This window comes from Streptomyces sp. NPDC090108, assembly GCF_044747185.1.
Classification (GTDB): Bacteria; Actinomycetota; Actinomycetes; order Streptomycetales; family Streptomycetaceae; genus Streptomyces.
Genome location: NZ_JBIVDQ010000001.1, coordinates 402164 through 421378, shown reverse-complemented (window position 1 = coordinate 421378; position 19215 = coordinate 402164). Strand labels below are relative to the sequence as shown.

General features: G+C 69.4%; 19 protein-coding genes. 18 read left to right on the top strand and 1 reads right to left on the bottom strand.

What is annotated here, in order from left to right; translation table 11 throughout:
* The first annotated feature begins 120 nt into the window (after nucleotides 1–120).
* The 18 genes from ACIPRD_RS01800 to ACIPRD_RS01715 all read left to right on the top strand — a co-directional run bounded on the left by ACIPRD_RS01800 (nucleotide 121) and on the right by ACIPRD_RS01715 (nucleotide 17063).
* Entirely contained in the window at nucleotides 121–1254 is a 1134-nt protein-coding gene (locus ACIPRD_RS01800) for an LCP family protein (RefSeq protein ID WP_401559067.1), read from the top strand.
* A 208-nt stretch (nucleotides 1255–1462) separates the two neighbouring features.
* Nucleotides 1463–1684: a 50S ribosomal protein L31 gene (rpmE, locus tag ACIPRD_RS01795; protein ID WP_330459817.1), complete on the top strand. Its 222-nt coding sequence runs from the start codon at nucleotides 1463–1465 to the stop codon at nucleotides 1682–1684.
* Nucleotides 1685–1790: 106 nt separating this feature from the next.
* A complete protein-coding gene (gene prfA / locus ACIPRD_RS01790; protein ID WP_356405412.1) occupies nucleotides 1791–2867 on the top strand; it encodes a peptide chain release factor 1 in 1077 nt (358 codons plus the stop codon).
* Nucleotides 2868–3070: 203 nt separating this feature from the next.
* Nucleotides 3071–3910 (top strand): peptide chain release factor N(5)-glutamine methyltransferase, encoded by an 840-nt coding sequence (gene prmC, locus ACIPRD_RS01785; RefSeq protein ID WP_356405410.1) that lies wholly within the window; start codon nucleotides 3071–3073, stop codon nucleotides 3908–3910.
* Between the two features lie 52 nt (nucleotides 3911–3962).
* Complete coding sequence (locus ACIPRD_RS01780) at nucleotides 3963–4610, top strand: L-threonylcarbamoyladenylate synthase (RefSeq protein ID WP_356405408.1); 648 nt, start codon at nucleotides 3963–3965, stop codon at nucleotides 4608–4610.
* Nucleotides 4607–5284, top strand: a complete 678-nt coding sequence (locus tag ACIPRD_RS01775; protein WP_356405406.1) for a protein-tyrosine-phosphatase — start codon at nucleotides 4607–4609, stop codon at nucleotides 5282–5284. Before ACIPRD_RS01780 ends, ACIPRD_RS01775 begins: the two co-directional genes overlap by 4 nt.
* 213 nt (nucleotides 5285–5497) lie before the next feature.
* Complete coding sequence (gene glyA / locus ACIPRD_RS01770; protein WP_356405403.1) at nucleotides 5498–6733, top strand: serine hydroxymethyltransferase; 1236 nt, start codon at nucleotides 5498–5500, stop codon at nucleotides 6731–6733.
* Nucleotides 6734–6884: 151 nt separating this feature from the next.
* Nucleotides 6885–8243 (top strand): MraY family glycosyltransferase, encoded by a 1359-nt coding sequence (locus ACIPRD_RS01765; RefSeq protein WP_356405400.1) that lies wholly within the window; start codon nucleotides 6885–6887, stop codon nucleotides 8241–8243.
* A 311-nt stretch (nucleotides 8244–8554) separates the two neighbouring features.
* A complete protein-coding gene (locus ACIPRD_RS01760; protein WP_356405398.1) occupies nucleotides 8555–8995 on the top strand; it encodes a hypothetical protein in 441 nt (146 codons plus the stop codon).
* A gap of 210 nt (nucleotides 8996–9205) precedes the next feature.
* Nucleotides 9206–10036: a F0F1 ATP synthase subunit A gene (gene atpB, locus ACIPRD_RS01755; RefSeq protein WP_356405396.1), complete on the top strand. Its 831-nt coding sequence runs from the start codon at nucleotides 9206–9208 to the stop codon at nucleotides 10034–10036.
* A gap of 72 nt (nucleotides 10037–10108) precedes the next feature.
* A complete protein-coding gene (locus tag ACIPRD_RS01750; protein WP_018544514.1) occupies nucleotides 10109–10357 on the top strand; it encodes an ATP synthase subunit C in 249 nt (82 codons plus the stop codon).
* A 37-nt stretch (nucleotides 10358–10394) separates the two neighbouring features.
* The gene (locus tag ACIPRD_RS01745; protein ID WP_356405393.1) at nucleotides 10395–10940 is read left to right on the top strand and encodes a F0F1 ATP synthase subunit B; all 546 of its coding nucleotides are present in this window, start codon (nucleotides 10395–10397) and stop codon (nucleotides 10938–10940) included.
* Entirely contained in the window at nucleotides 10937–11752 is an 816-nt protein-coding gene (locus ACIPRD_RS01740) for a F0F1 ATP synthase subunit delta (protein ID WP_356405390.1), read from the top strand. Before ACIPRD_RS01745 ends, ACIPRD_RS01740 begins: the two co-directional genes overlap by 4 nt.
* Nucleotides 11753–11882: 130 nt before the next feature.
* The gene (atpA, locus tag ACIPRD_RS01735) at nucleotides 11883–13475 is read left to right on the top strand and encodes a F0F1 ATP synthase subunit alpha (RefSeq protein WP_356405388.1); all 1593 of its coding nucleotides are present in this window, start codon (nucleotides 11883–11885) and stop codon (nucleotides 13473–13475) included.
* Between the two features lie 21 nt (nucleotides 13476–13496).
* Nucleotides 13497–14414: a F0F1 ATP synthase subunit gamma gene (locus ACIPRD_RS01730; protein ID WP_356405386.1), complete on the top strand. Its 918-nt coding sequence runs from the start codon at nucleotides 13497–13499 to the stop codon at nucleotides 14412–14414.
* Nucleotides 14414–15850 (top strand): F0F1 ATP synthase subunit beta, encoded by a 1437-nt coding sequence (gene atpD, locus ACIPRD_RS01725; RefSeq protein WP_356405384.1) that lies wholly within the window; start codon nucleotides 14414–14416, stop codon nucleotides 15848–15850. The genes ACIPRD_RS01730 and atpD overlap by 1 nt, the downstream gene beginning before the upstream one ends.
* A 191-nt stretch (nucleotides 15851–16041) precedes the next feature.
* Nucleotides 16042–16416, top strand: coding sequence for a F0F1 ATP synthase subunit epsilon (locus tag ACIPRD_RS01720; RefSeq protein ID WP_356405382.1), 375 nt, complete (start codon nucleotides 16042–16044; stop codon nucleotides 16414–16416).
* A gap of 200 nt (nucleotides 16417–16616) precedes the next feature.
* On the top strand, nucleotides 16617–17063 hold the full coding sequence (locus tag ACIPRD_RS01715; protein ID WP_356405380.1) for a DUF2550 domain-containing protein: 447 nt from the start codon (nucleotides 16617–16619) through the stop codon (nucleotides 17061–17063).
* A gap of 74 nt (nucleotides 17064–17137) precedes the next feature.
* Here the strand turns inward: ACIPRD_RS01715 and ACIPRD_RS01710 are convergent, their stop codons facing one another.
* Nucleotides 17138–18988 (bottom strand): glycosyl hydrolase family 18 protein, encoded by a 1851-nt coding sequence (locus tag ACIPRD_RS01710; RefSeq protein WP_401559057.1) that lies wholly within the window; start codon nucleotides 18986–18988, stop codon nucleotides 17138–17140.
* Nucleotides 18989–19215: the final 227 nt, after the last annotated feature.

Here is a 19215-nt window from a genome sequence, read left to right as displayed (position 1 = left end):
CCGCGCTGTGCAACGCTTTCCGAGTTCCTCCGTCTGGCCAGGTGGAGCGACGATGGGGTGGTGAGGACCGCACCCGACCCCGGATCCAGGGGGTAACACCGGACGAGACCTAGGAGTGACGTGTCCGCCGAGAGCACGCCGCAGCCCGGCATACCGGAGCCGGCCACCACCGACCCCGGACGCCGCGGCAAGGGCCGCCGCCGCAAGCCGCCCAGCAAGGGCCGCAAGGTCATGCGCGTCATGGCCTGGACGGCCGCGGGCGTGGTCGTCCTCGGGGGCACCGGAGCCGGCTACCTGTACTTCAAGCTCAACGGCAACCTCAAGAGCGTCGACATCAACCAGGCCCTCGGCGCGGACCGGCCCGTGAAGATCGACAACGGCTCCGAGAACGTCCTGGTGCTCGGTTCCGACTCGCGCGCCGGCACCAACAAGAAGCTCGGCGGCGGCACGGACGACGGAGTCGCCCGCTCCGACACGGCGATGATCGTCCACATCTACAAGGGCCACAAGCGCGCCAGTGTGGTCTCGGTGCCCCGCGACACCCTCATCGACCGGCCCGCGTGCACCGACGCCAAGGGCACCACCTACCCGGCCGCGTCGGGCGTGATGTTCAACTCCGCGTACGCCACCGGCGGCGCCACCTGCGCGGTCAAGACGGTCGAGTCCCTCACCGGCATCCGCATGGACCACTACCTGGAGGTCGACTTCGCCGGCTTCCAGAAGCTCGTCGACGACCTCGGCGGCGTCCCGGTCACCACCACGAAGAAGATCGACGACCCGCAGAGCCACCTGCGCCTGCCGGCCGGCACCCACACCCTCAGCGGGCGCGAGGCCCTCGGCCTGGTCCGCACCCGGCACGGCGTGGGCGACGGCTCCGACCTGGGCCGCATCCAGCTCCAGCAGGCCTTCATGAAGGCGCTGCTCACCCAGGTCAAGCACGTCGGCGTCTTCAGCAGCCCCAAGAAGCTGTACGACCTCGCCGACACCGCCACCAGGACCGTCACCACCGACTCCGACCTCGGCACGGTCAACTCGCTCGCCGACTTCGCCGCCGGGCTCAAGGGCATCGGCTCGACCCACATGAAGATGGTCACGATGCCCGTCCAGTACGACCCGGCCGACCCCAACCGGGTCCTCCTGGAGAAGACGAAGGCCCAGCTCATCTGGACGGCGCTGGAGCACGACCGCCCGATCCCCGCGGCGGCCACCACCGGCTCGGCCACCGGCGGCGCCAAGGGCGTCGTGGCGTCCTGACGGACCCCGGCACCGCCCGCACGTCGCCGCGGCACCACCCCCGCACGCGCCCGCGGCACCCCCGCGCGCACCCCCGGGAATACCGGGCGCGGGCTCCCGGTTTTGGGGGATGGCGCCAGTGCTGGCAGACTGGTACGTCGGCTCCGGTTCACGCCCCCGCATCCCGCGGGTCGGCGACCCGGCGCCCTCCCGGAACCTAGGAGACACCTTGAAGCGCGAGATCCACCCCGAGTACGTCGAGACCCAGGTCAGCTGCACCTGTGGCGCGTCGTTCACGACCCGCAGCACCATCGACTCCGGCACCATCCGTGCCGAGGTCTGCTCCGAGTGCCACCCGTTCTACACGGGCAAGCAGAAGATCCTCGACACCGGTGGCCGTGTGGCCCGCTTCGAGGCCCGCTTCGGCAAGGCTGCCGGCTCCAAGAAGTAGCGAGCCCCGATCCGCCGGTCCACGGCCGCGTCCCCACCGGGGCGTGGACCTGGACCGGCGTTTTTGGTCGCCCGCCAGCCCTCACCCGCAGTACAGGAGCCGAAAGATGTTCGAGGCCGTCGAGGAACTCGTCGCCGAGCATGCCGATCTGGAGCAGAAGCTCGCCGACCCCTCGGTCTTCGCCGACCAGGCGAACGCGCGCAAGCTGAACAAGCGCTACGCCGAGCTGACCCCGATCGTCGCCACGTTCCGCTCCTGGAAGCAGACGGGTGACGACATCGAGACCGCGCGCGAGCTGGCGGCCGACGACCCGGACTTCGCCGCCGAGGTCAAGGAGCTGGACAAGCAGCGCGACGAGCTCACCGAGAAGCTGCGTCTGCTGCTCGTCCCCCGGGACCCGAGCGACGACAAGGACGTCATCCTGGAGATCAAGGCGGGCGCCGGCGGCGACGAGTCCGCCCTGTTCGCCGGTGACCTGCTGCGCATGTACCTGCGCTACGCCGAGCGCGTCGGCTGGAAGACCGAGATCATCGACGCCACCGAGTCCGAGCTCGGCGGCTACAAGGACGTCCAGGTCGCCGTGAAGACCAAGGGCGGCCAGGGTGCCACCGAGCCCGGCCAGGGCGTCTGGGCCCGGCTGAAGTACGAGGGCGGCGTGCACCGCGTGCAGCGCGTGCCCTCGACCGAGTCCCAGGGCCGCATCCACACCTCCGCGGCCGGTGTGCTCGTCACGCCCGAGGCCGAGGAGGTCGACGTCGAGATCCACGCGAACGACCTGCGCATCGACGTGTACCGCTCCTCCGGCCCTGGCGGCCAGTCCGTCAACACCACCGACTCCGCGGTGCGCATCACGCACCTGCCCACCGGAGTCGTGGCGTCGTGCCAGAACGAGAAGAGCCAGCTCCAGAACAAGGAGCAGGCCATGCGCATCCTGCGCTCCCGGCTGCTCGCCGCGGCCCAGGAGAAGGCCGAGGCCGAGGCCGCCGACGCCCGCCGCAGCCAGGTCCGCACGGTCGACCGCTCCGAGAAGATCCGTACGTACAACTTCCCGGAGAACCGCATCTCGGACCACCGGGTCGGTTTCAAGTCGTACAACCTGGACCAGGTCCTGGACGGCGACCTCGACGCGGTCATCCAGGCCTGCGTCGACGCCGACTCGGCGGCCAAGCTCGCGGCCGCCTAGGACGACGGCCCCTGCCGCCCGGGGCCGGGGTCCCGCGGCGGCACCGCCCGGGACCGCGCACGGCGGGCGGACCGCGTACAGCAGGACCGCGCACGGCAGGACCGCGGACGGCGCGACCGCGCAAGGCATGCAGGACGAAGCACGAGGACCGGAGGACGAGCGTGCAGCAAGACTTCGGGGGGCGACCCCCGAGCCCCCGCAGCGTGCTGCTCGCGGAGGTGGCCCAGGCCACCCAGCGGCTGGCCGACGCCGGCGTGCCCTCACCGCGCAACGACGCGGAGGAGCTCGCCGCGTTCGTGCACGGCGTGAAGCGCGGCCAGCTGCACTCGGTCAAGGACGCGGACTTCGACGCCCGCTACTGGGAGGTCATCGCCCGCCGCGAGCAGCGTGAGCCGCTCCAGCACATCACCGGCCGGGCGTACTTCCGCTACCTGGAGCTCCAGGTCGGCCCGGGTGTCTTCGTGCCCCGGCCGGAGACCGAGTCCGTGGTCGGCTGGGCCATAGACGCCGTGCGCGCCATGGACGTGGTCGAGCCCTGCATCGTCGACCTGTGCACCGGCTCCGGCGCCATCGCCCTCGCGCTGGCCCAGGAGGTGCCGCGCTCGCGCGTGCACGCCGTGGAGCTGTCCGAGGACGCCCTGGTGTGGACCCGCAAGAACGTGGCGGGCTCCAGGGTCGACCTGCGCCAGGGCAACGCCCTGGACGCCTTCCCGGAGCTCGACGGCCAGGTCGACCTGGTCGTCTCCAACCCGCCGTACATCCCGCTCACCGAGTGGGAGTACGTCGCCCCCGAGGCCCGCGACTACGACCCCGAGCTGGCCCTGTTCTCCGGCGAGGACGGCCTGGACCTCATCCGGGGCATCGAACGCACCGCGCACCGGCTGCTGCGCCCCGGCGGCGTCGTCGTCATCGAGCACGCCGACACCCAGGGCGGCCAGGTGCCGTGGATCTTCACCGAGGAGCGGGGCTGGGCCGACGCGGCCGACCACCCCGACCTCAACAACCGGCCCCGCTTCGCGACCGCCCGCAAGGCGATGCCGTGAGCACCCTCTTTTCTTCCAGCCCGCAGTACGTGTACGAGGAGGCCCGCTAGACATGGCACGGCGATACGACACCAACGACGCGACCGACCGTGTGACGGGTCTGCGTGAGGCCGCGTCGGCCGTCCGCCGGGGCGAACTGGTGGTGCTGCCGACCGACACGGTGTACGGCATCGGCGCCGACGCGTTCTCCTCGCAGGCCGTCGCCGACCTCCTCGACGCCAAGGGCCGGGGCCGCAACATGCCCACCCCCGTCCTCATCGGCTCCCCGAACACCCTGCACGGCCTCGTCACGGACTTCTCCGAGATGGCCTGGGAGCTCGTCGACGCGTTCTGGCCGGGCGCCCTCACGCTCGTCGCGCGGCACCAGCCGTCCCTGCAGTGGGACCTCGGCGACACCCGCGGCACGGTCGCCGTGCGCATGCCGCTGCACCCCGTCGCCATCGAGCTGCTCACCGAGGTCGGCCCCATGGCCGTGTCCTCGGCGAACCTCACCGGCCACCCCGCGCCGGAGACCTGCGAGGCCGCGCAGACCATGCTGGGCGACTCCGTCTCCGTCTACCTCGACGGCGGCCGGACCCCCGGCAACGTGCCGTCGTCCATCGTGGACGTCACCCGCGAGGTGCCCGTGCTGCTGCGCCAGGGCGCGCTCTCCGCGGAGGAGCTGCGCAAGGTCGTACCCGACCTCGAGGTGGCGAATTGACGGCCCCTGAAGCGGGGCGTGGCATAGGCAATGAGGAACGCGCGGCGGAGGTCACGACGACCTTCGGCTTTCCGCGCGACACCTTCCGCATCCTCCACGTCAGCACCGGCAACGTGTGCCGCTCGCCGATCACCGAGCGCCTGACCCGCCATTTCGTGGCGGAGCGGCTCGGCGTACTCGGCGGCGGGCTGATCGTGGAGAGCGCGGGCACCTGGGGTCATGAGGGCGCGCCGATGGAGGAGAACGCGGAGACCGTGCTCGCCGAGTTCGGCGCGGACGCCTCCGGATTCACCGGCCGTGAACTGCTGGACGAGCACGTGATCATGGCCGACCTCGTCCTGACCGCCACCCGCGACCATCGTGCCCAGGTCATCTCCATGGGCCATTCGGCGGGCCTGCGCACCTTCACGCTGAAGGAGTTCACCCGCCTGGTGCGGGCGATAGACCCGGCCACCCTGCCGCCCCTGGAGGACGGCGTGGTCATGCGCGCCCGCGCCCTGGTCCGCGCCGCCGCCGCGCTCCGCGGCTGGCTGCTGGCGCCGACCGCGGAGGCGGACGAGGTGTACGACCCCTACGGGGCGCCGCTGCCGTTCTTCCGGTCGATCGGCGACGAGATACACGAGGCGCTGGACCCGGTCGTCACCGCGCTCACGGGCGTGCCCGCCCGCGCCTGACGCCCCGAGGCGATCCGGCGTACCCGCGGCGCTCCTCCCGGGGGGTACGAGGACGGCCATGACGGCCATGACGGCCACGACGGACCCGCGGACACGGTCCGCGCGCCGGCGGCGTCGCGCCGCCGCACCCCCGGCACAGCTGCGACACCGGGCGGTCCCGGGGTCCCCGGCCTACATTGGACCTACGTCCCCGCCGACGCCCGGGAGCCCACCATGGCGGTCACCTCTGCCCTCGACACCGACGTCTTGCGGCGACAGGACCCCGAACTCGCCGAGATCCTGCTCGGCGAGCTGACGCGGCAGTCGACGACGCTCCAGCTGATCGCCGCCGAGAACTTCGCCTCGCCGGCCGTCCTCGCCGCCCTCGGCTCCCCGCTGGCCAACAAGTACGCGGAGGGCTATCCCGGCGCCCGGCACCACGCCGGCTGCGAACTGGTCGACGTCGCCGAACGCGTCGCCGTGGACCGCGCCAAGGCGCTGTTCGGCGCCGCGCACGCCAATGTGCAGTCCCACTCGGGCTCCTCCGCCGTACTGGCCGCCTACGCGGCCCTGCTGCGGCCCGGGGACACCGTCCTCGCCCTCGGACTGCCGTACGGCGGGCATCTCACGCACGGCTCGCCCGCGAACTTCTCCGGCCGCTGGTTCGACTTCGTCGGCTACGGCGTCGACCCCGCGACCGGGCTCATCGACCACGACCAGGTCCGCCGGCTGGCCCGCGAGCACCGGCCCAAGGCCATCGTGTGCGGCTCGATCGCCTACCCCCGCCACATCGACTACGCCTTCTTCCGCGAGGTCGCCGACGAGGCGGGCGCCCATCTGATCGTGGCCGCCGGGCACCCCATCGGACTGGTCGCGGGGGGAGTGGCGCCGAACCCGGTGCCGTACGCCGACGTGGTGTGCGCCACGACCCACAAGGTGCTGCGCGGTCCGCGCGGCGGGATGATCCTGTGCGGGAGCGAGCTGGCCGAACGGATCGACCGGGCCGTCTTCCCCTTCACCCAGGGCGGTGCGCAGATGAACTCCATCGCCGCCAAGGCCGTCGCGTTCGGCGAGGCCGCGACGCCCGGGTTCCGCGCGTACGCCCGCCAGGTCGTCGCCAACGCGCGGGTGCTCGCCGGACACCTCGCGGCCCTGGGGCTCGGGGTGACCACCGGCGGCACCGACACCCACCTGATCACCGTCGACCCGGCGCCGCTCGGCGTGGACGGCCGTACCGCGCGCGGCCTGCTGAACGCCGCGGGGATCGTGCTGGACGGCTGCGCGCTGCCGTCCGAGGGACGCGGTCTGCGGCTGGGGACGGCCGCCGTGACCACCCAGGGCATGACCGAGCCGGAGATGGCCGATATCGCCGCCTTGCTGGCCGGGGTGCTCCGGGGTGATCATGATCCTTCCGGGGTGCGTGCCGAGGTGCGTGAGCTGACCGGTAGATTTCCGCCGTATCCCGGCTGACGTGGGGGAGGCGGTCGTCCTCGCCACCCTGGTGGACCGTGGCGCACAGCCGTGCGTGCAACCATCGTCGCCCGACCGGAAGTCCTCATCCATATGCGCGCCTCGCTAGGGTGTGGGGCTGTGATGGCCAGCGAGACCTGTGGGGAAGCCCGTGCGTGAATACCTGCTGACGCTCTGCATCACGGCCGCGGTGACGTATCTGCTGACAGGGCCGGTACGTAAATTCGCGATCGTGGCGGGAGCCATGCCGGAGATCCGGGCACGTGACGTGCACCGGGAGCCCACTCCGCGCCTCGGCGGTATCGCCATGTTCTTCGGCCTGTGCGCCGGACTGCTCGTCGCGGACCACCTCACGAACCTCAACGAGGTCTTCGCCAAGTCCAACGAGCCGCGCGCCCTGCTCTCCGGGGCCGCGCTGATCTGGCTGATCGGTGTCCTGGACGACAAGTTCGAGATCGACGCGCTGATCAAGCTCGGCGGTCAGATGATCGCCGCCGGTGTCATGGTCATCCAGGGTCTGACGATCCTGTGGCTGCCCGTCCCGTTCGTCGGCAACGTGGCACTCACCCAGTGGCAGGGCACCCTGCTCACCGTGGCCCTGGTCGTCGTCACGATCAACGCGGTGAACTTCGTGGACGGCCTGGACGGTCTCGCCGCCGGCATGGTGGGCATCGCGGCGACGGCGTTCTTCCTGTACGCCTACCGCATCTGGACCTCGTACGGCATCGAGGCCGCCGCTCCGGCGACCCTCTTCTCGGCCATCCTGATGGGCATGTGCCTGGGCTTCCTGCCGCACAACATGCACCCCGCGCGGATCTTCATGGGCGACTCGGGCTCGATGCTCATCGGCCTGGTCCTGGCGGCCGGCGCCATCTCCATCACCGGGCAGGTGGACCCGGACGCCCTCGCGCTGTTCACGGGTTCGGAGAAGGCCGCGGTGCACCAGACGGTGCCCGTCTACATCCCGCTGCTGCTGCCGCTGACGATCATCGCGGTGCCCGCCGCCGACCTGGTCCTCGCGATCGTGCGCCGCACCTGGCGCGGCCAGTCCCCGTTCGCCGCCGACCGCGGCCACCTGCACCACCGGCTGCTGGAGATCGGCCACTCGCACAGCCGGGCCGTGCTGATCATGTACTTCTGGTCGGCCCTCATCGCCTTCGGCGCGCTGGCCTACTCGGTCAACTCGGCGTCGATGTGGATCGTGCTCGGCGTCGTGTTCTTCAGCGCCATCGGCCTCGTGCTGCTGCTCCTGCCGCGCTTCACGCCGCGCGCCCCGATGTGGGCCCAGCGGTTCGTGCCGCCGCGCTACCGCAGGCGCCGCAGGCCCGCGGGGGAGGCCGCGGGCGAGCAGGACGACACGTTCACCGAGGAGCCCGGGGACGCCGCCGTGGCGGCCTCCGCGGAGCCGTCGGGGGACGACGGACAGGTGCCCGTCACGGCGCCGGTCACGGCCGCGGTCCCGGGCGTCAACGGAGCGACCGCGATCGGCCCCCGTTCGCGTATGCGCTGAGGTCCCCCGGAGCCTCAAGGTAAGAATCTGACTAGAGCATTGCCATCTCGTGGGGGAGCAAAGCCCCCCAATACCAGACAAGTGGGCTCGGTTTTTGCACAGGCGTGCAACTTCACTCTCATGTGTGACACCGAGCACACTCAGAGAGTAAAGACCTCATCAAATAGTTTGTGATACGGTTCACGAGAACCCCGGAGAGAACCGAAGACCCGTAGTGCCACGGTCTCTTGGTGTGAGATCTCGATCACTCAGCCCGGGACTACGCTCGTCCATGACGACACCCTGCCCCCTGTGAAAGCGGAGTTGCCGCCATGCCGTCCAATGACGTCCGGATCCTGACCCAGGCCGCCGTGCCCACGGTTGTCGTCGGTGCTGTCGCCACCGCCGTCAGCGGTGGTGTCGCCGGCGCCAAGGGCGCGATCGGGGCCGTCATCGCGACGCTGGTCGTCACCGTCCTCATGGGGCTCGGCCTGTACGTGCTCCAGCGCACCGCCAAGTCTTTCCCGCAGCTGTTCCAGATGATGGGCCTGATGCTCTACGCGGCTCAGCTGCTGCTGATGGTCGTCTTCATCGCCGTGTTCAAGAACACGACGCTGTTCAACCCCCGGGCCTTCGCCATCGTGATCGTGGTCTGCACGCTCACGTGGATCGCCGCGCAGACGCGTGCGCACATGAAGGCCAAGATTCTCTACGTCGATCCCGATGCCTCGTCGAAGGGCGACAAGCCCGAAAAGACAGGGCACTCGTCGTGAGAGGTAGGGCCGGGATAAAGGCGTACGAGAGATCCTGCTATCGTCCGGTGCCAACTGCGGCATCGCGGGCGCGGGCATCCGAGCTGACGCCTGTTCCATTGCGAGGCGAGATGCCCCTCAGCCGCCCCCACATCCGTTACACCAGTCCCGTGCCGAACCGCGGTTGCACACCGCGCCGACACAACGAGGTTGCCGTACCTATGCGCCACGATGAAGGAGCCCGCGGTGAGTGCTGATCCGACGCTCGCTTCCGACACCAGCTGTCACCTGTTCACCGGGTGCGGCTTCCCGGCTCCGGGCCTGCACTCGTTCCTGTTCAAGCCCCTCTGGGGCAACGCGGACAGCAACCTGTACTTCAACAAGACGATGCTGCTGGCGCTGCTCGGTTCGATCATCGTCGTGGCCTTCTTCTGGGCCGCGTTCGCGAAGCCCAAGGTCGTCCCGGGCAAGCTGCAGATGATCGCCGAGTCGGGCTACGACTTCATCCGGCGCGGTGTCGTCTACGAGACCATCGGTAAGAAGGAAGGCGAGAAGTACGTACCTCTGGTCGTCTCGCTCTTCTTCTTCGTCTGGATGATGAACCTCTGGTCGATCATCCCGGTCGCCCAGTTCCCGGTCACCGCGATCATCTCGTACCCGGCCGGCCTGGCCGCGATCGTCTACATCCTCTGGGTGTCCCTGACGTTCAAGCGACACGGTTTCGTCGGCGCCTTCAAGAACTTCACCGGCTACGACAAGTCGCTCGGCGGGGTGCTCCCGCTGTCGATGACGATCGAGCTCTTCTCGAACCTGCTCGTCCGGCCGTTCACGCACGCCGTGCGACTCTTCGCGAACATGTTCGCCGGTCACACGCTGCTGCTGCTCTTCACGATCGCCAGCTGGTACATGCTGAACGGCATCGGTATCGCCTACTCCGGTGTCTCGTTCGTGATGGTCATCGTCATGACCGCCTTCGAGCTGTTCATCCAGGCTGTCCAGGCGTACGTCTTCGTGCTTCTGACCTGCAGCTTCATCCAGGGCGCGCTCGCCGAGAACCACTGAGCCTCCCGACCACCCACCCAGACATCCGGTGGCCAACCCCCACCGGTCTTTGAAAGAGAAGGAAGAACCGGCATGTCCGCTCTCGAAACCCTTGCCGCCGGCGTCCAGATCAAGGGCAACCTCGGCTCCATCGGTTACGGTCTCGCCGCCATCGGCCCGGGCGTCGGCGTCGGCATCATCTTCGGTAACGGCACGCAGGCCCTCGCCCGTCAGCCCGAGGCTGCCGGCCTGATCCGCGCCAACCAGATCCTCGGCTTCGCCTTCTGTGAGGCGCTCGCCCTGATCGGTCTGGTCATGCCGTTCGTCTACCCGGCCTCCTGACCCGACCGCCGCGCACCATTAGACGAAAGGCACTGATATGAGCCCCCTGGTCATGCTGGCGGCGGAGGAGGCCGAAAACCCCCTCATCCCGCCGATCCCAGAGCTCGTCATCGGCCTCATCGCCTTCGTCATCGTCTTCGGCTTCCTCGCCAAGAAGCTCCTCCCGAACATCAACAAGGTTCTGGAAGAGCGCCGCGAGGCCATTGAGGGCGGTATCGAGAAGGCCGAGGCCGCGCAGACCGAGGCCCAGAGCGTCCTTGAGCAGTACAAGGCCCAGCTCGCCGAGGCCCGCCACGAGGCCGCGCGCCTGCGCCAGGAGGCTCAGGAGCAGGGTGCCGCGCTCATCACCGAGATGCGGGCCGAGGGCCAGCGTCAGCGTGAGGAGATCGTCGCCGCCGGTCACGCCCAGATCGAGGCCGACCGCAAGGCCGCCGCTTCGGCCCTGCGGCAGGACGTCGGCAAGCTCGCCACCGAACTGGCCGGCAAGCTCGTGGGTGAGTCCCTCGAGGACCACGCCCGTCAGAGCCGTGTGATCGACCGCTTCCTCGACGAGCTCGAGGAGAAGGCCGAGGCCACGCGATGAACGGAGCGAGCCGCGAGGCCCTGGCAGCCGCACGCGAGCGTCTCGACGCGCTGACGGACTCCACGTCCGTCGACGCGACGAAGCTCGCCGACGAGCTGGCCGCCGTCACCGCGCTGCTCGACCGCGAGGCCGGCCTGCGCCGGGCCGTCACCGACCCGGCGCAGCCCGCCGAGGCCAAGGCCGAGCTGGTTCAGCGGCTGATCGGTGGCCAGGTGAGCGGCGCTGCCGCCGACCTGGTCGCCGGGATGGTCCGCACCCGCTGGTCGCAGCCCCGTGACCTGGTCGACGCGCTGGAGGAGCTGGCGGACATCGCCGACCTCACCGCCGCGGAGAGGGCAGGCACGCTCGACGACGTCGAGGACGAGCTGTTCCGGTTCGGCCGGATCGTCGCCTCCGACACCGGGCTGCGCGCCGCGCTGACCGACCGGTCGGCGAGCACCTCGGCCAAGGCCGAGCTGCTGCACCGGCTGCTCGGCGGCCGCGCCAAGCCGGTCACCGAGCGTCTGGTCACCCGCCTGGTCACCGCGCCGCGCGGACGTAGCCTGGAAGCGGGACTCGAGTCCCTGTCCAAGCTGGCCGCGGAGCGCCGGGACCGTATGGTCGCGACCGTCACCTCGGCGGTGCCGCTGAGCGGACCGCAGAAGCAGCGCCTGGGCGACGCCCTGGCGAAGCTCTACGGCCGCCGGATGCACCTCAACCTGGACGTGGACCCCGACGTCGTCGGCGGTATCCGGGTGCAGGTCGGTGACGAGGTCATCAACGGCTCCCTCGCGGACCGGCTGGACGACGCCGCGCGCCGTATGGCGAGCTAGTAACTCAAAAGCAGTACGTACGCAATTACGGCCCTGGTTGGGCCGTGCAGAGGATTCACCTCTTTCAGGGGGGAGTCCCCATCCCCCCAAAGTGAAACTTCGGGCCCAACAAGGAGAGCAGGGAACCCAGATGGCGGAGCTCACGATCCGGCCGGAGGAGATCCGGGACGCGCTGGAGAACTTCGTCCAGTCGTACAAGCCGGACGCGGCCTCGCGCGAGGAAGTCGGTACGGTCACCCTTGCCGGCGACGGCATCGCGAAGGTCGAGGGTCTTCCCTCGGCCATGGCCAACGAACTGCTGAAGTTCGAGGACGGCACCCTCGGCCTCGCGCTCAACCTGGAAGAGCGCGAGATCGGCGCCATCGTCCTCGGTGAGTTCAGTGGCATCGAGGAGGGTCAGCCGGTGCAGCGCACCGGTGAGGTCCTCTCGGTCGCGGTCGGCGACGGCTACCTCGGCCGTGTCGTCGACCCGCTCGGCAAGCCGATCGACGGTCTCGGCGAGATCGAGACCGACGGCCGCCGCGCCCTCGAGCTGCAGGCCCCCACGGTCATGGAGCGCCAGTCGGTCCACGAGCCGATGGAGACGGGCTACATGGCCGTCGACGCGATGACCCCGGTCGGCCGTGGTCAGCGTCAGCTCATCATCGGTGACCGCCAGACCGGCAAGACCGCCCTGGCCGTCGACACGATCATCAACCAGCGCGACAACTGGCGCTCGGGCGACCCGAAGAAGCAGGTCCGCTGCATCTACGTCGCCATCGGCCAGAAGGGCTCCACCATCGCCGGCGTGCGCCGCGCGCTGGAGGAGAACGGTGCGCTGGAGTACACGACCATCGTCGCCGCCCCGGCGTCCGACCCGGCCGGCTTCAAGTACCTGGCGCCGTACACCGGTTCGGCCATCGGTCAGCACTGGATGTACCAGGGCAAGCACGTCCTGATCGTCTTCGACGACCTGTCGAAGCAGGCCGACGCCTACCGCGCCGTGTCCCTGCTGCTGCGCCGTCCGCCGGGCCGCGAGGCCTACCCGGGTGACGTCTTCTACCTGCACTCCCGCCTGCTGGAGCGCTGCGCCAAGCTCTCCGACGACATGGGTGCCGGCTCGATGACCGGTCTGCCGATCGTCGAGACGAAGGCCAACGACGTCTCGGCGTTCATCCCGACCAACGTCATCTCCATCACCGACGGCCAGTGCTTCCTGGAGTCGGACCTGTTCAACGCCGGTCAGCGCCCCGCGCTGAACGTCGGTATCTCCGTCTCCCGAGTCGGTGGTTCCGCGCAGCACAAGGCGATGAAGCAGGTCTCCGGCCGACTGCGCGTCGACCTCGCCCAGTTCCGTGAGCTGGAGGCGTTCGCCGCCTTCGGTTCCGACCTGGACCAGGCCTCGAAGCAGCAGCTGGAGCGCGGTACGCGCATGACGGAGCTGCTGAAGCAGAACCAGTACCAGCCGATGTCCACCGAGGACCAGGTCGTCTCGATCTGGGCCGGTGGTACGGGCCGCATGGACGACGTGCCGGTCGACGACATCCGTCGCTTCGACAAGGAGCTCCTGGAGTTCCTGCACCGCAAGCACGGCGGTCTGATGACCTCCATCCGTGAGGGCGGCAAGCTGTCCGACGACACGCTGCAGGCCATCGGTGACGCGATCGCGGAGTTCAAGAAGCAGTTCGAGACCTCCGACGGCAAGCTGCTCGGCGAGGACGCCCCGGCCGCTGCCGCCAAGTGACGTAAGGAAGGGACCTGACTCATGGGAGCCCAGCTCCGGGTCTACAAGCGTCGCATCCGATCCGTCACCGCGACCAAGAAGATCACCAAGGCGATGGAGATGATCGCCGCCTCGCGCGTCGTCAAGGCGCAGCGCAAGGTGGCGGCCTCCACGCCGTACGCGACCGAGCTCACGCGCGCGGTCATGGCGGTGGCCAACGGGTCGAACGTCAAGCACCCGCTCACCACGGAGGCGGAGAACCCGACCCGTGCCGCGGTCCTGCTCCTCACGAGCGACCGCGGTCTGGCCGGCGCCTTCAACTCCAACGCCATCAAGGCGGCGGAGCAGCTGACCGCACGCCTCGAGCGTGAGGGCAAGCAGGTCGAGACGTTCATCGTCGGCCGCCGCGGTATCGCCCACTACAACTTCCGCGAGCGCAAGGTCGTGGAGTCGTGGACGGGCTTCACCGACGAGCCGACGTACGGGGACGCCAAGAAGGTCGCGGCGCCCCTGATCAAGGCGATCGAGACGCCCGACTCGGAAGGCGGTGTGGACGAGCTCTACATGGTCTACACCGAGTTCGTCTCGATGATGACGCAGACGGCGGTCGAAACCCGGCTGCTGCCGCTGAACGTCGAAGAGGTCGCCGAGGAGGCCTCGCCGCAGGGCGAGATCCTCCCGCTGTACGACTTCGAGCCCTCGGCGGAGGACGTCCTCGACGCCCTGCTGCCGCGCTATGTGGAGAGCCGCATCTACAACGCGATGCTCCAGTCGGCCGCTTCGAAGCACGCTGCCACGCGGCGCGCGATGAAGTCGGCCACCGACAACGCGGGCGAGCTGATCAACACGCTCTCCCGTCTTGCCAACGCGGCCCGCCAGGCCGAAATCACCCAGGAAATCAGCGAGATCGTCGGTGGCGCCAGCGCCCTGGCCGACGCGACCGCGGGGAGTGACCGATAATGACCACCACTGTTGAGACCGCGACGGCCACGGGCCGCGTCGCCCGGGTCATCGGCCCGGTCGTCGACGTGGAGTTCCCCGTCGACGCGATGCCCGAGATGTACAACGCCCTTCACGTCGAGGTCGCCGACCCGGCGAACGACGGCGAGAAGAAGACGCTGACCCTCGAGGTCGCCCAGCACCTGGGCGACGGCATGGTCCGCGCCATCTCCATGCAGCCCACCGACGGTCTGGTCCGCCAGGCCACGGTGACCGACACCGGCGACGGCATCACCGTCCCCGTCGGTGACTTCACCAAGGGCAAGGTGTTCAACACCCTCGGTGAGGTGCTGAACTCCGAGGAGAAGCACGAGGGCGAGCGCTGGTCCATCCACCGCAAGGCCCCGAACTTCGACGAGCTCGAGTCGAAGACCGAGATGTTCGAGACCGGCGTCAAGGTCATCGACCTGCTGACCCCGTACGTCAAGGGCGGCAAGATCGGTCTGTTCGGCGGTGCCGGCGTCGGCAAGACGGTGCTCATCCAGGAGATGATCTACCGCGTCGCCAACAACCACGACGGTGTCTCCGTGTTCGCCGGTGTCGGCGAGCGCACCCGTGAGGGCAACGACCTCATCGCGGAGATGACCGACTCGGGCGTCATCGACAAGACCGCCCTGGTCTTCGGTCAGATGGACGAGCCCCCGGGCACCCGTCTGCGCGTCGCGCTGGCCGGCCTCACCATGGCCGAGTACTTCCGTGACGTCCAGAAGCAGGACGTGCTGTTCTTCATCGACAACATCTTCCGCTTCACGCAGGCCGGTTCCGAGGTCTCCACGCTGCTCGGCCGCATGCCGTCCGCCGTGGGTTACCAGCCGAACCTGGCCGACGAGATGGGTCTCCTCCAGGAGCGCATCACGTCGACCCGCGGTCACTCGATCACCTCGATGCAGGCGATCTACGTCCCCGCGGACGACCTGACCGACCCGGCCCCGGCCACCACCTTCGCCCACCTCGACGCGACGACGGTTCTGTCCCGTCCGATCTCGGAGAAGGGCATCTACCCGGCCGTGGACCCGCTGGACTCCACGTCCCGGATCCTGGACCCGCGCTACATCGCGCAGGACCACTACAACTGCGCGATGCGTGTCAAGAACATCCTGCAGAAGTACAAGGACCTTCAGGACATCATCGCGATCCTCGGTATCGACGAGCTGGGCGAGGAGGACAAGCTCGTTGTCCACCGTGCCCGTCGAGTCGAGCGCTTCCTGTCCCAGAACACCCACGTCGCCAAGCAGTTCACCGGCGTGGACGGTTCGGACGTTCCGGTGGACGAGACCATCGCCGCGTTCAACGCGATCTGCGACGGTGAGTACGACCACTTCCCGGAGCAGGCGTTCTTCATGTGCGGTGGCATCGAGGACCTGAAGCAGAACGCGAAGGAGCTCGGCGTCTCCTGAGCCTCGTGCTCTCGGTGAGGGGGCGGGTGCGTCCCGCCCCCTCATCCACGCCCACTGCTGTATCCCCGGGGGGTGACCCCCGGGCCCCGGCCCGGCCGGGACGGGCCACGGCGCTCCCGCGCACCGAGGCCCACTAGACTTGTTATCCAACACCCGGTATTCCCACCGGGTGGTGACCCGAGGAGCCAACCTTGGCTGCTGAGCTGCACGTCGAGCTGGTCGCCGCCGACCGCCAGGTCTGGTCCGGCGAGGCCACCCTGGTCGTCGCGCGCACCACCTCCGGCGACATCGGCGTCATGCCCGGTCACCAGCCGCTGCTCGGTGTGCTGGAGTCGGGCCCGGTGACCATTCGTACGAGCGAGGGCGGAACGGTCGTCGCCGCGGTGCACGGCGGTTTCATCTCGTTCGCCGACAACAAGCTGTCGCTGCTGGCCGAGATCGCCGAGCTGGCGGAAGAGATCGACGTCCAGCGCGTGGAGCGTGAGCTCGAGCGCGCGAAGGCGGAGGACGACGCGGAGGCGGCCCTGCGCGCCGACGTCCGTCTGCGGGCGGCATCGGCGCGCTGACCGGAAGCACCTCCCAGGCCCTTTAGGCTCTGGGGGAGTGCCACGTCGAAGATGTCACTCAGCCGCGGCCGGCCCGGAGCAATCCGGTGCCGGTCGCGGCTGAGGCAGATGTGGGTGTTTTTCCGCTTTCATTACCTAGTACTGAACTATCTAGTACTGAACGAAGTTCCACTACCTGGGAGACGGGGAGGTCGGTGCCGATGGTCCTCGCTCTGACTGTGTGCGGAATCGTGGTAGCGCTCGTGGTGGTGGGACTGTTCCTGTTCGGACTGCGGCGCAGGCTGATCCAGCGTTCCGGCGGCACCTTCGACTGTTCGCTGCGCTGGGACGTGACCGAACTCGCGGACGCCGGCGGCAAGGGCTGGAGCTACGGCGTCGCCCGCTACAACGGCGACCGCATCGAGTGGTACCGCGTCTTCTCCTACGCCCTGCGCCCGCGCCGCACCCTGGAGCGCTCGGCCATCGAGGTGGCCGGCCGCCGGCTGCCGGAGGGCGAGGAGGAACTGGCGCTGCTGTCCGACGCCGTGGTCCTCGCCTGCACCGTCCGCGGCACCCGCCTGGAGCTCGCGATGAGCGAGGACGCGCTGACCGGTTTCCTGGCCTGGCTGGAGGCGGCTCCCCCCGGGCAGAGGGTGAACGTGGCCTGACACACGGGTCGACCCTCCTCCGGAGTCCGGGGGAGGGTCGACGCGGTGAGGGCCCTGCGACCCTTCGCACTTTCTTACGACAGACCGCCGCTGATGGCGCTCACCAGCTCACCGTTGCCGGTGTCGCCGCTGAACTCCCAGAAGAACGCGCCGCCGAGCCCCTGGCCCTTGGCCCAGCTCATCTTGCCGGCGATGGTGGACGGGGTGTCGTACGACCACCAGTTGCTCCCGCAGTGGGCGTACGCGGTGCCGGCGATCGTGCCGGTGACCGGGCAGGACGTCTTGAGGACCTTGTAGTCCTCGATGCCCTGCTCGTAGGTGCCCGGGGCGGGCCCGGTCGCGGTGCCGCCGGGGGCGTCCTGGGTGACGCCGGTCCAGCCGCGGCCGTACAGGCCGATGCCGATCAGCAGTTTGCTCGCGGGGACGCCCTTCGCCTTGAACTTGGCGATCGCGTCGGCCGTGTCGAAGCCCGGCGTCGGGATGCCGCTGTACGAGGTGAGCGGCGAGTGCGGGGCCGTCGGGCCCTGCGGGTTGAAGGCGCCGAAGAAGTCGTACGACATCACGTTGTACCAGTCGACGTACTGGGAGGCGCCCGCGTAGTCCGCGGCGTCGATCTTGCCGCCGTTGGTGCCGTCGGCGGTGGTGGCCGCGGTGACCAGGGCGGAGGAGCCGAACTTGGCGCGCAGCGCGGACAGGACGTTCTTCAGGGCCGCGGAGCCGCTCGTGTCGCAGGACAGGCCACAGGCGTTGGGGTACTCCCAGTCGATGTCGATGCCGTCGAAGACATCGGCCCAGCGCGGGTCCTTGACCAGGTTGTAGCAGGACTGCGCGAAGGCGGCGGGGTTCTGGGCGGCCTGGCCGAAGCCGCCGGACCAGGTCCAGCCGCCGAAGGACCACAGCACCTTGATGTTCGGGTACTTGGCCTTCAGCTCGCGCAGCTGGTTGAAGTTGCCGCGCAGCGGCTGGTCCCAGGTGTCGGCGACGCCGCTGACCGACTGGTCGGCGGTGAAGGCCTTGTCGTAGTCGGCGTAGGAGTCGCCGATCGCGCACTGGCCGTTCGTGACGTTGCCGAAGGCGTAGTTGATGTGCGTGATCTTCGCGGCGGAGCCCGACGTCACGAGGTTCTTGACGTTGTAGTTCCGGCCGTAGATGCCCCACTCGGTGAAGTAGCCGAGCTTGATCTTGTTCCCGGTGGGCGGGGGATTGGTGCCGCCGCCGGTGGTGTGCACGGCGGCCGAGCCGCTGACCGGGCCGGTCTGGTCGGCGGTGTCGCGGGCCCGCACGGTGTAGGAGTAGTCGGTGCCGGCGGTCAGGTTCGTGTCCGTGTACGAGGTCGTCGTCACGGTGGCGACCTTCGCGCCGTCGCGCAGCACGTCGTAGTTCTTGACGCCCTTGTCGTCGGTGGCGGCCGACCAGGACAGCTTCACCGAGGTGTCGGTGATGTTCGACGCGGTGGGGGTGCCGGGCGCGGAGGGGGCCGCGTCACCGGGGACCGTGGTGCCGTCGCAGCTGTCGCCGTTGAGCCGGCAGTTGGCGGGGGAGCCGGTCCCGGCGCCGTTGAAGCCGAAGGAGACGGAGGCGCCCGGGGCGAGCGAGCCGTTGTACGACTTGTTCTTGGCGGTCCAGTGGGTGCCGGAGGAGGTGACGTCCGCGTCCCACGCGGAGGTGACCGACGTGCCGGAGGGGAAGTCCCACTCGATCGTCCAGGAACTGATGGCCGCGCTGCCGGTGTTCTTGACGGTCCACTTGCCCTCGAAGCCGGTGCCCCAGTCCTGGGTCTTGGCGTAGGTGGCGGTGGCTCCCCCACTCGCGGCTGCGCTCGAGCGGGGGGACCCCCATGCTGCCGCCTGCGCGGGACCCGCCAGGCCGGCCAGGGGGAGAAGCAGGGTCGCGAACCCTGCCGCGGCTCTGTGTCTGAAGCGCATGCTGCGCCTCCCTAAGTGTGGGGATGTCAGGGGCATGACTGAGCCTTCACGCCCACGGTGCGGTGAGAATAGGAAGGTCCGGACCATCGGTCAATAGGTCTGGACCAGTTGGCCGAAGTTCGGCTGGAACGCCAACTCGCTTACCGGTAATGGGGATTGGCGGCACGCGTGCGGCGCGCGAGGTCTGCCGGACCCGACGGGACCGAGGTCCGGCAGGACCCGCGCCG

What these genes read in the sequence shown, in the direction of transcription:
- prfA (WP_356405412.1), top strand. Translation starts at nt 1,791, where the DNA reads ATGTTCGAGGCCGTCGAGGAACTCGTCGCCGAGCATGCCGATCTGGAG.
- ACIPRD_RS01780 (WP_356405408.1), top strand. Translation starts at nt 3,963, where the DNA reads ATGGCACGGCGATACGACACCAACGACGCGACCGACCGTGTGACGGGT.
- glyA (WP_356405403.1), top strand. Translation starts at nt 5,498, where the DNA reads ATGGCGGTCACCTCTGCCCTCGACACCGACGTCTTGCGGCGACAGGAC.
- ACIPRD_RS01760 (WP_356405398.1), top strand. Translation starts at nt 8,555, where the DNA reads ATGCCGTCCAATGACGTCCGGATCCTGACCCAGGCCGCCGTGCCCACG.
- atpB (WP_356405396.1), top strand. Translation starts at nt 9,206, where the DNA reads ATGAAGGAGCCCGCGGTGAGTGCTGATCCGACGCTCGCTTCCGACACC.
- ACIPRD_RS01750 (WP_018544514.1), top strand. Translation starts at nt 10,109, where the DNA reads ATGTCCGCTCTCGAAACCCTTGCCGCCGGCGTCCAGATCAAGGGCAAC.
- ACIPRD_RS01745 (WP_356405393.1), top strand. Translation starts at nt 10,395, where the DNA reads ATGAGCCCCCTGGTCATGCTGGCGGCGGAGGAGGCCGAAAACCCCCTC.
- ACIPRD_RS01740 (WP_356405390.1), top strand. Translation starts at nt 10,937, where the DNA reads ATGAACGGAGCGAGCCGCGAGGCCCTGGCAGCCGCACGCGAGCGTCTC.
- atpA (WP_356405388.1), top strand. Translation starts at nt 11,883, where the DNA reads ATGGCGGAGCTCACGATCCGGCCGGAGGAGATCCGGGACGCGCTGGAG.
- ACIPRD_RS01730 (WP_356405386.1), top strand. Translation starts at nt 13,497, where the DNA reads ATGGGAGCCCAGCTCCGGGTCTACAAGCGTCGCATCCGATCCGTCACC.
- atpD (WP_356405384.1), top strand. Translation starts at nt 14,414, where the DNA reads ATGACCACCACTGTTGAGACCGCGACGGCCACGGGCCGCGTCGCCCGG.
- ACIPRD_RS01715 (WP_356405380.1), top strand. Translation starts at nt 16,617, where the DNA reads ATGGTCCTCGCTCTGACTGTGTGCGGAATCGTGGTAGCGCTCGTGGTG.
- ACIPRD_RS01710 (WP_401559057.1), bottom strand. Translation starts at nt 18,988, where the DNA reads ATGCGCTTCAGACACAGAGCCGCGGCAGGGTTCGCGACCCTGCTTCTC.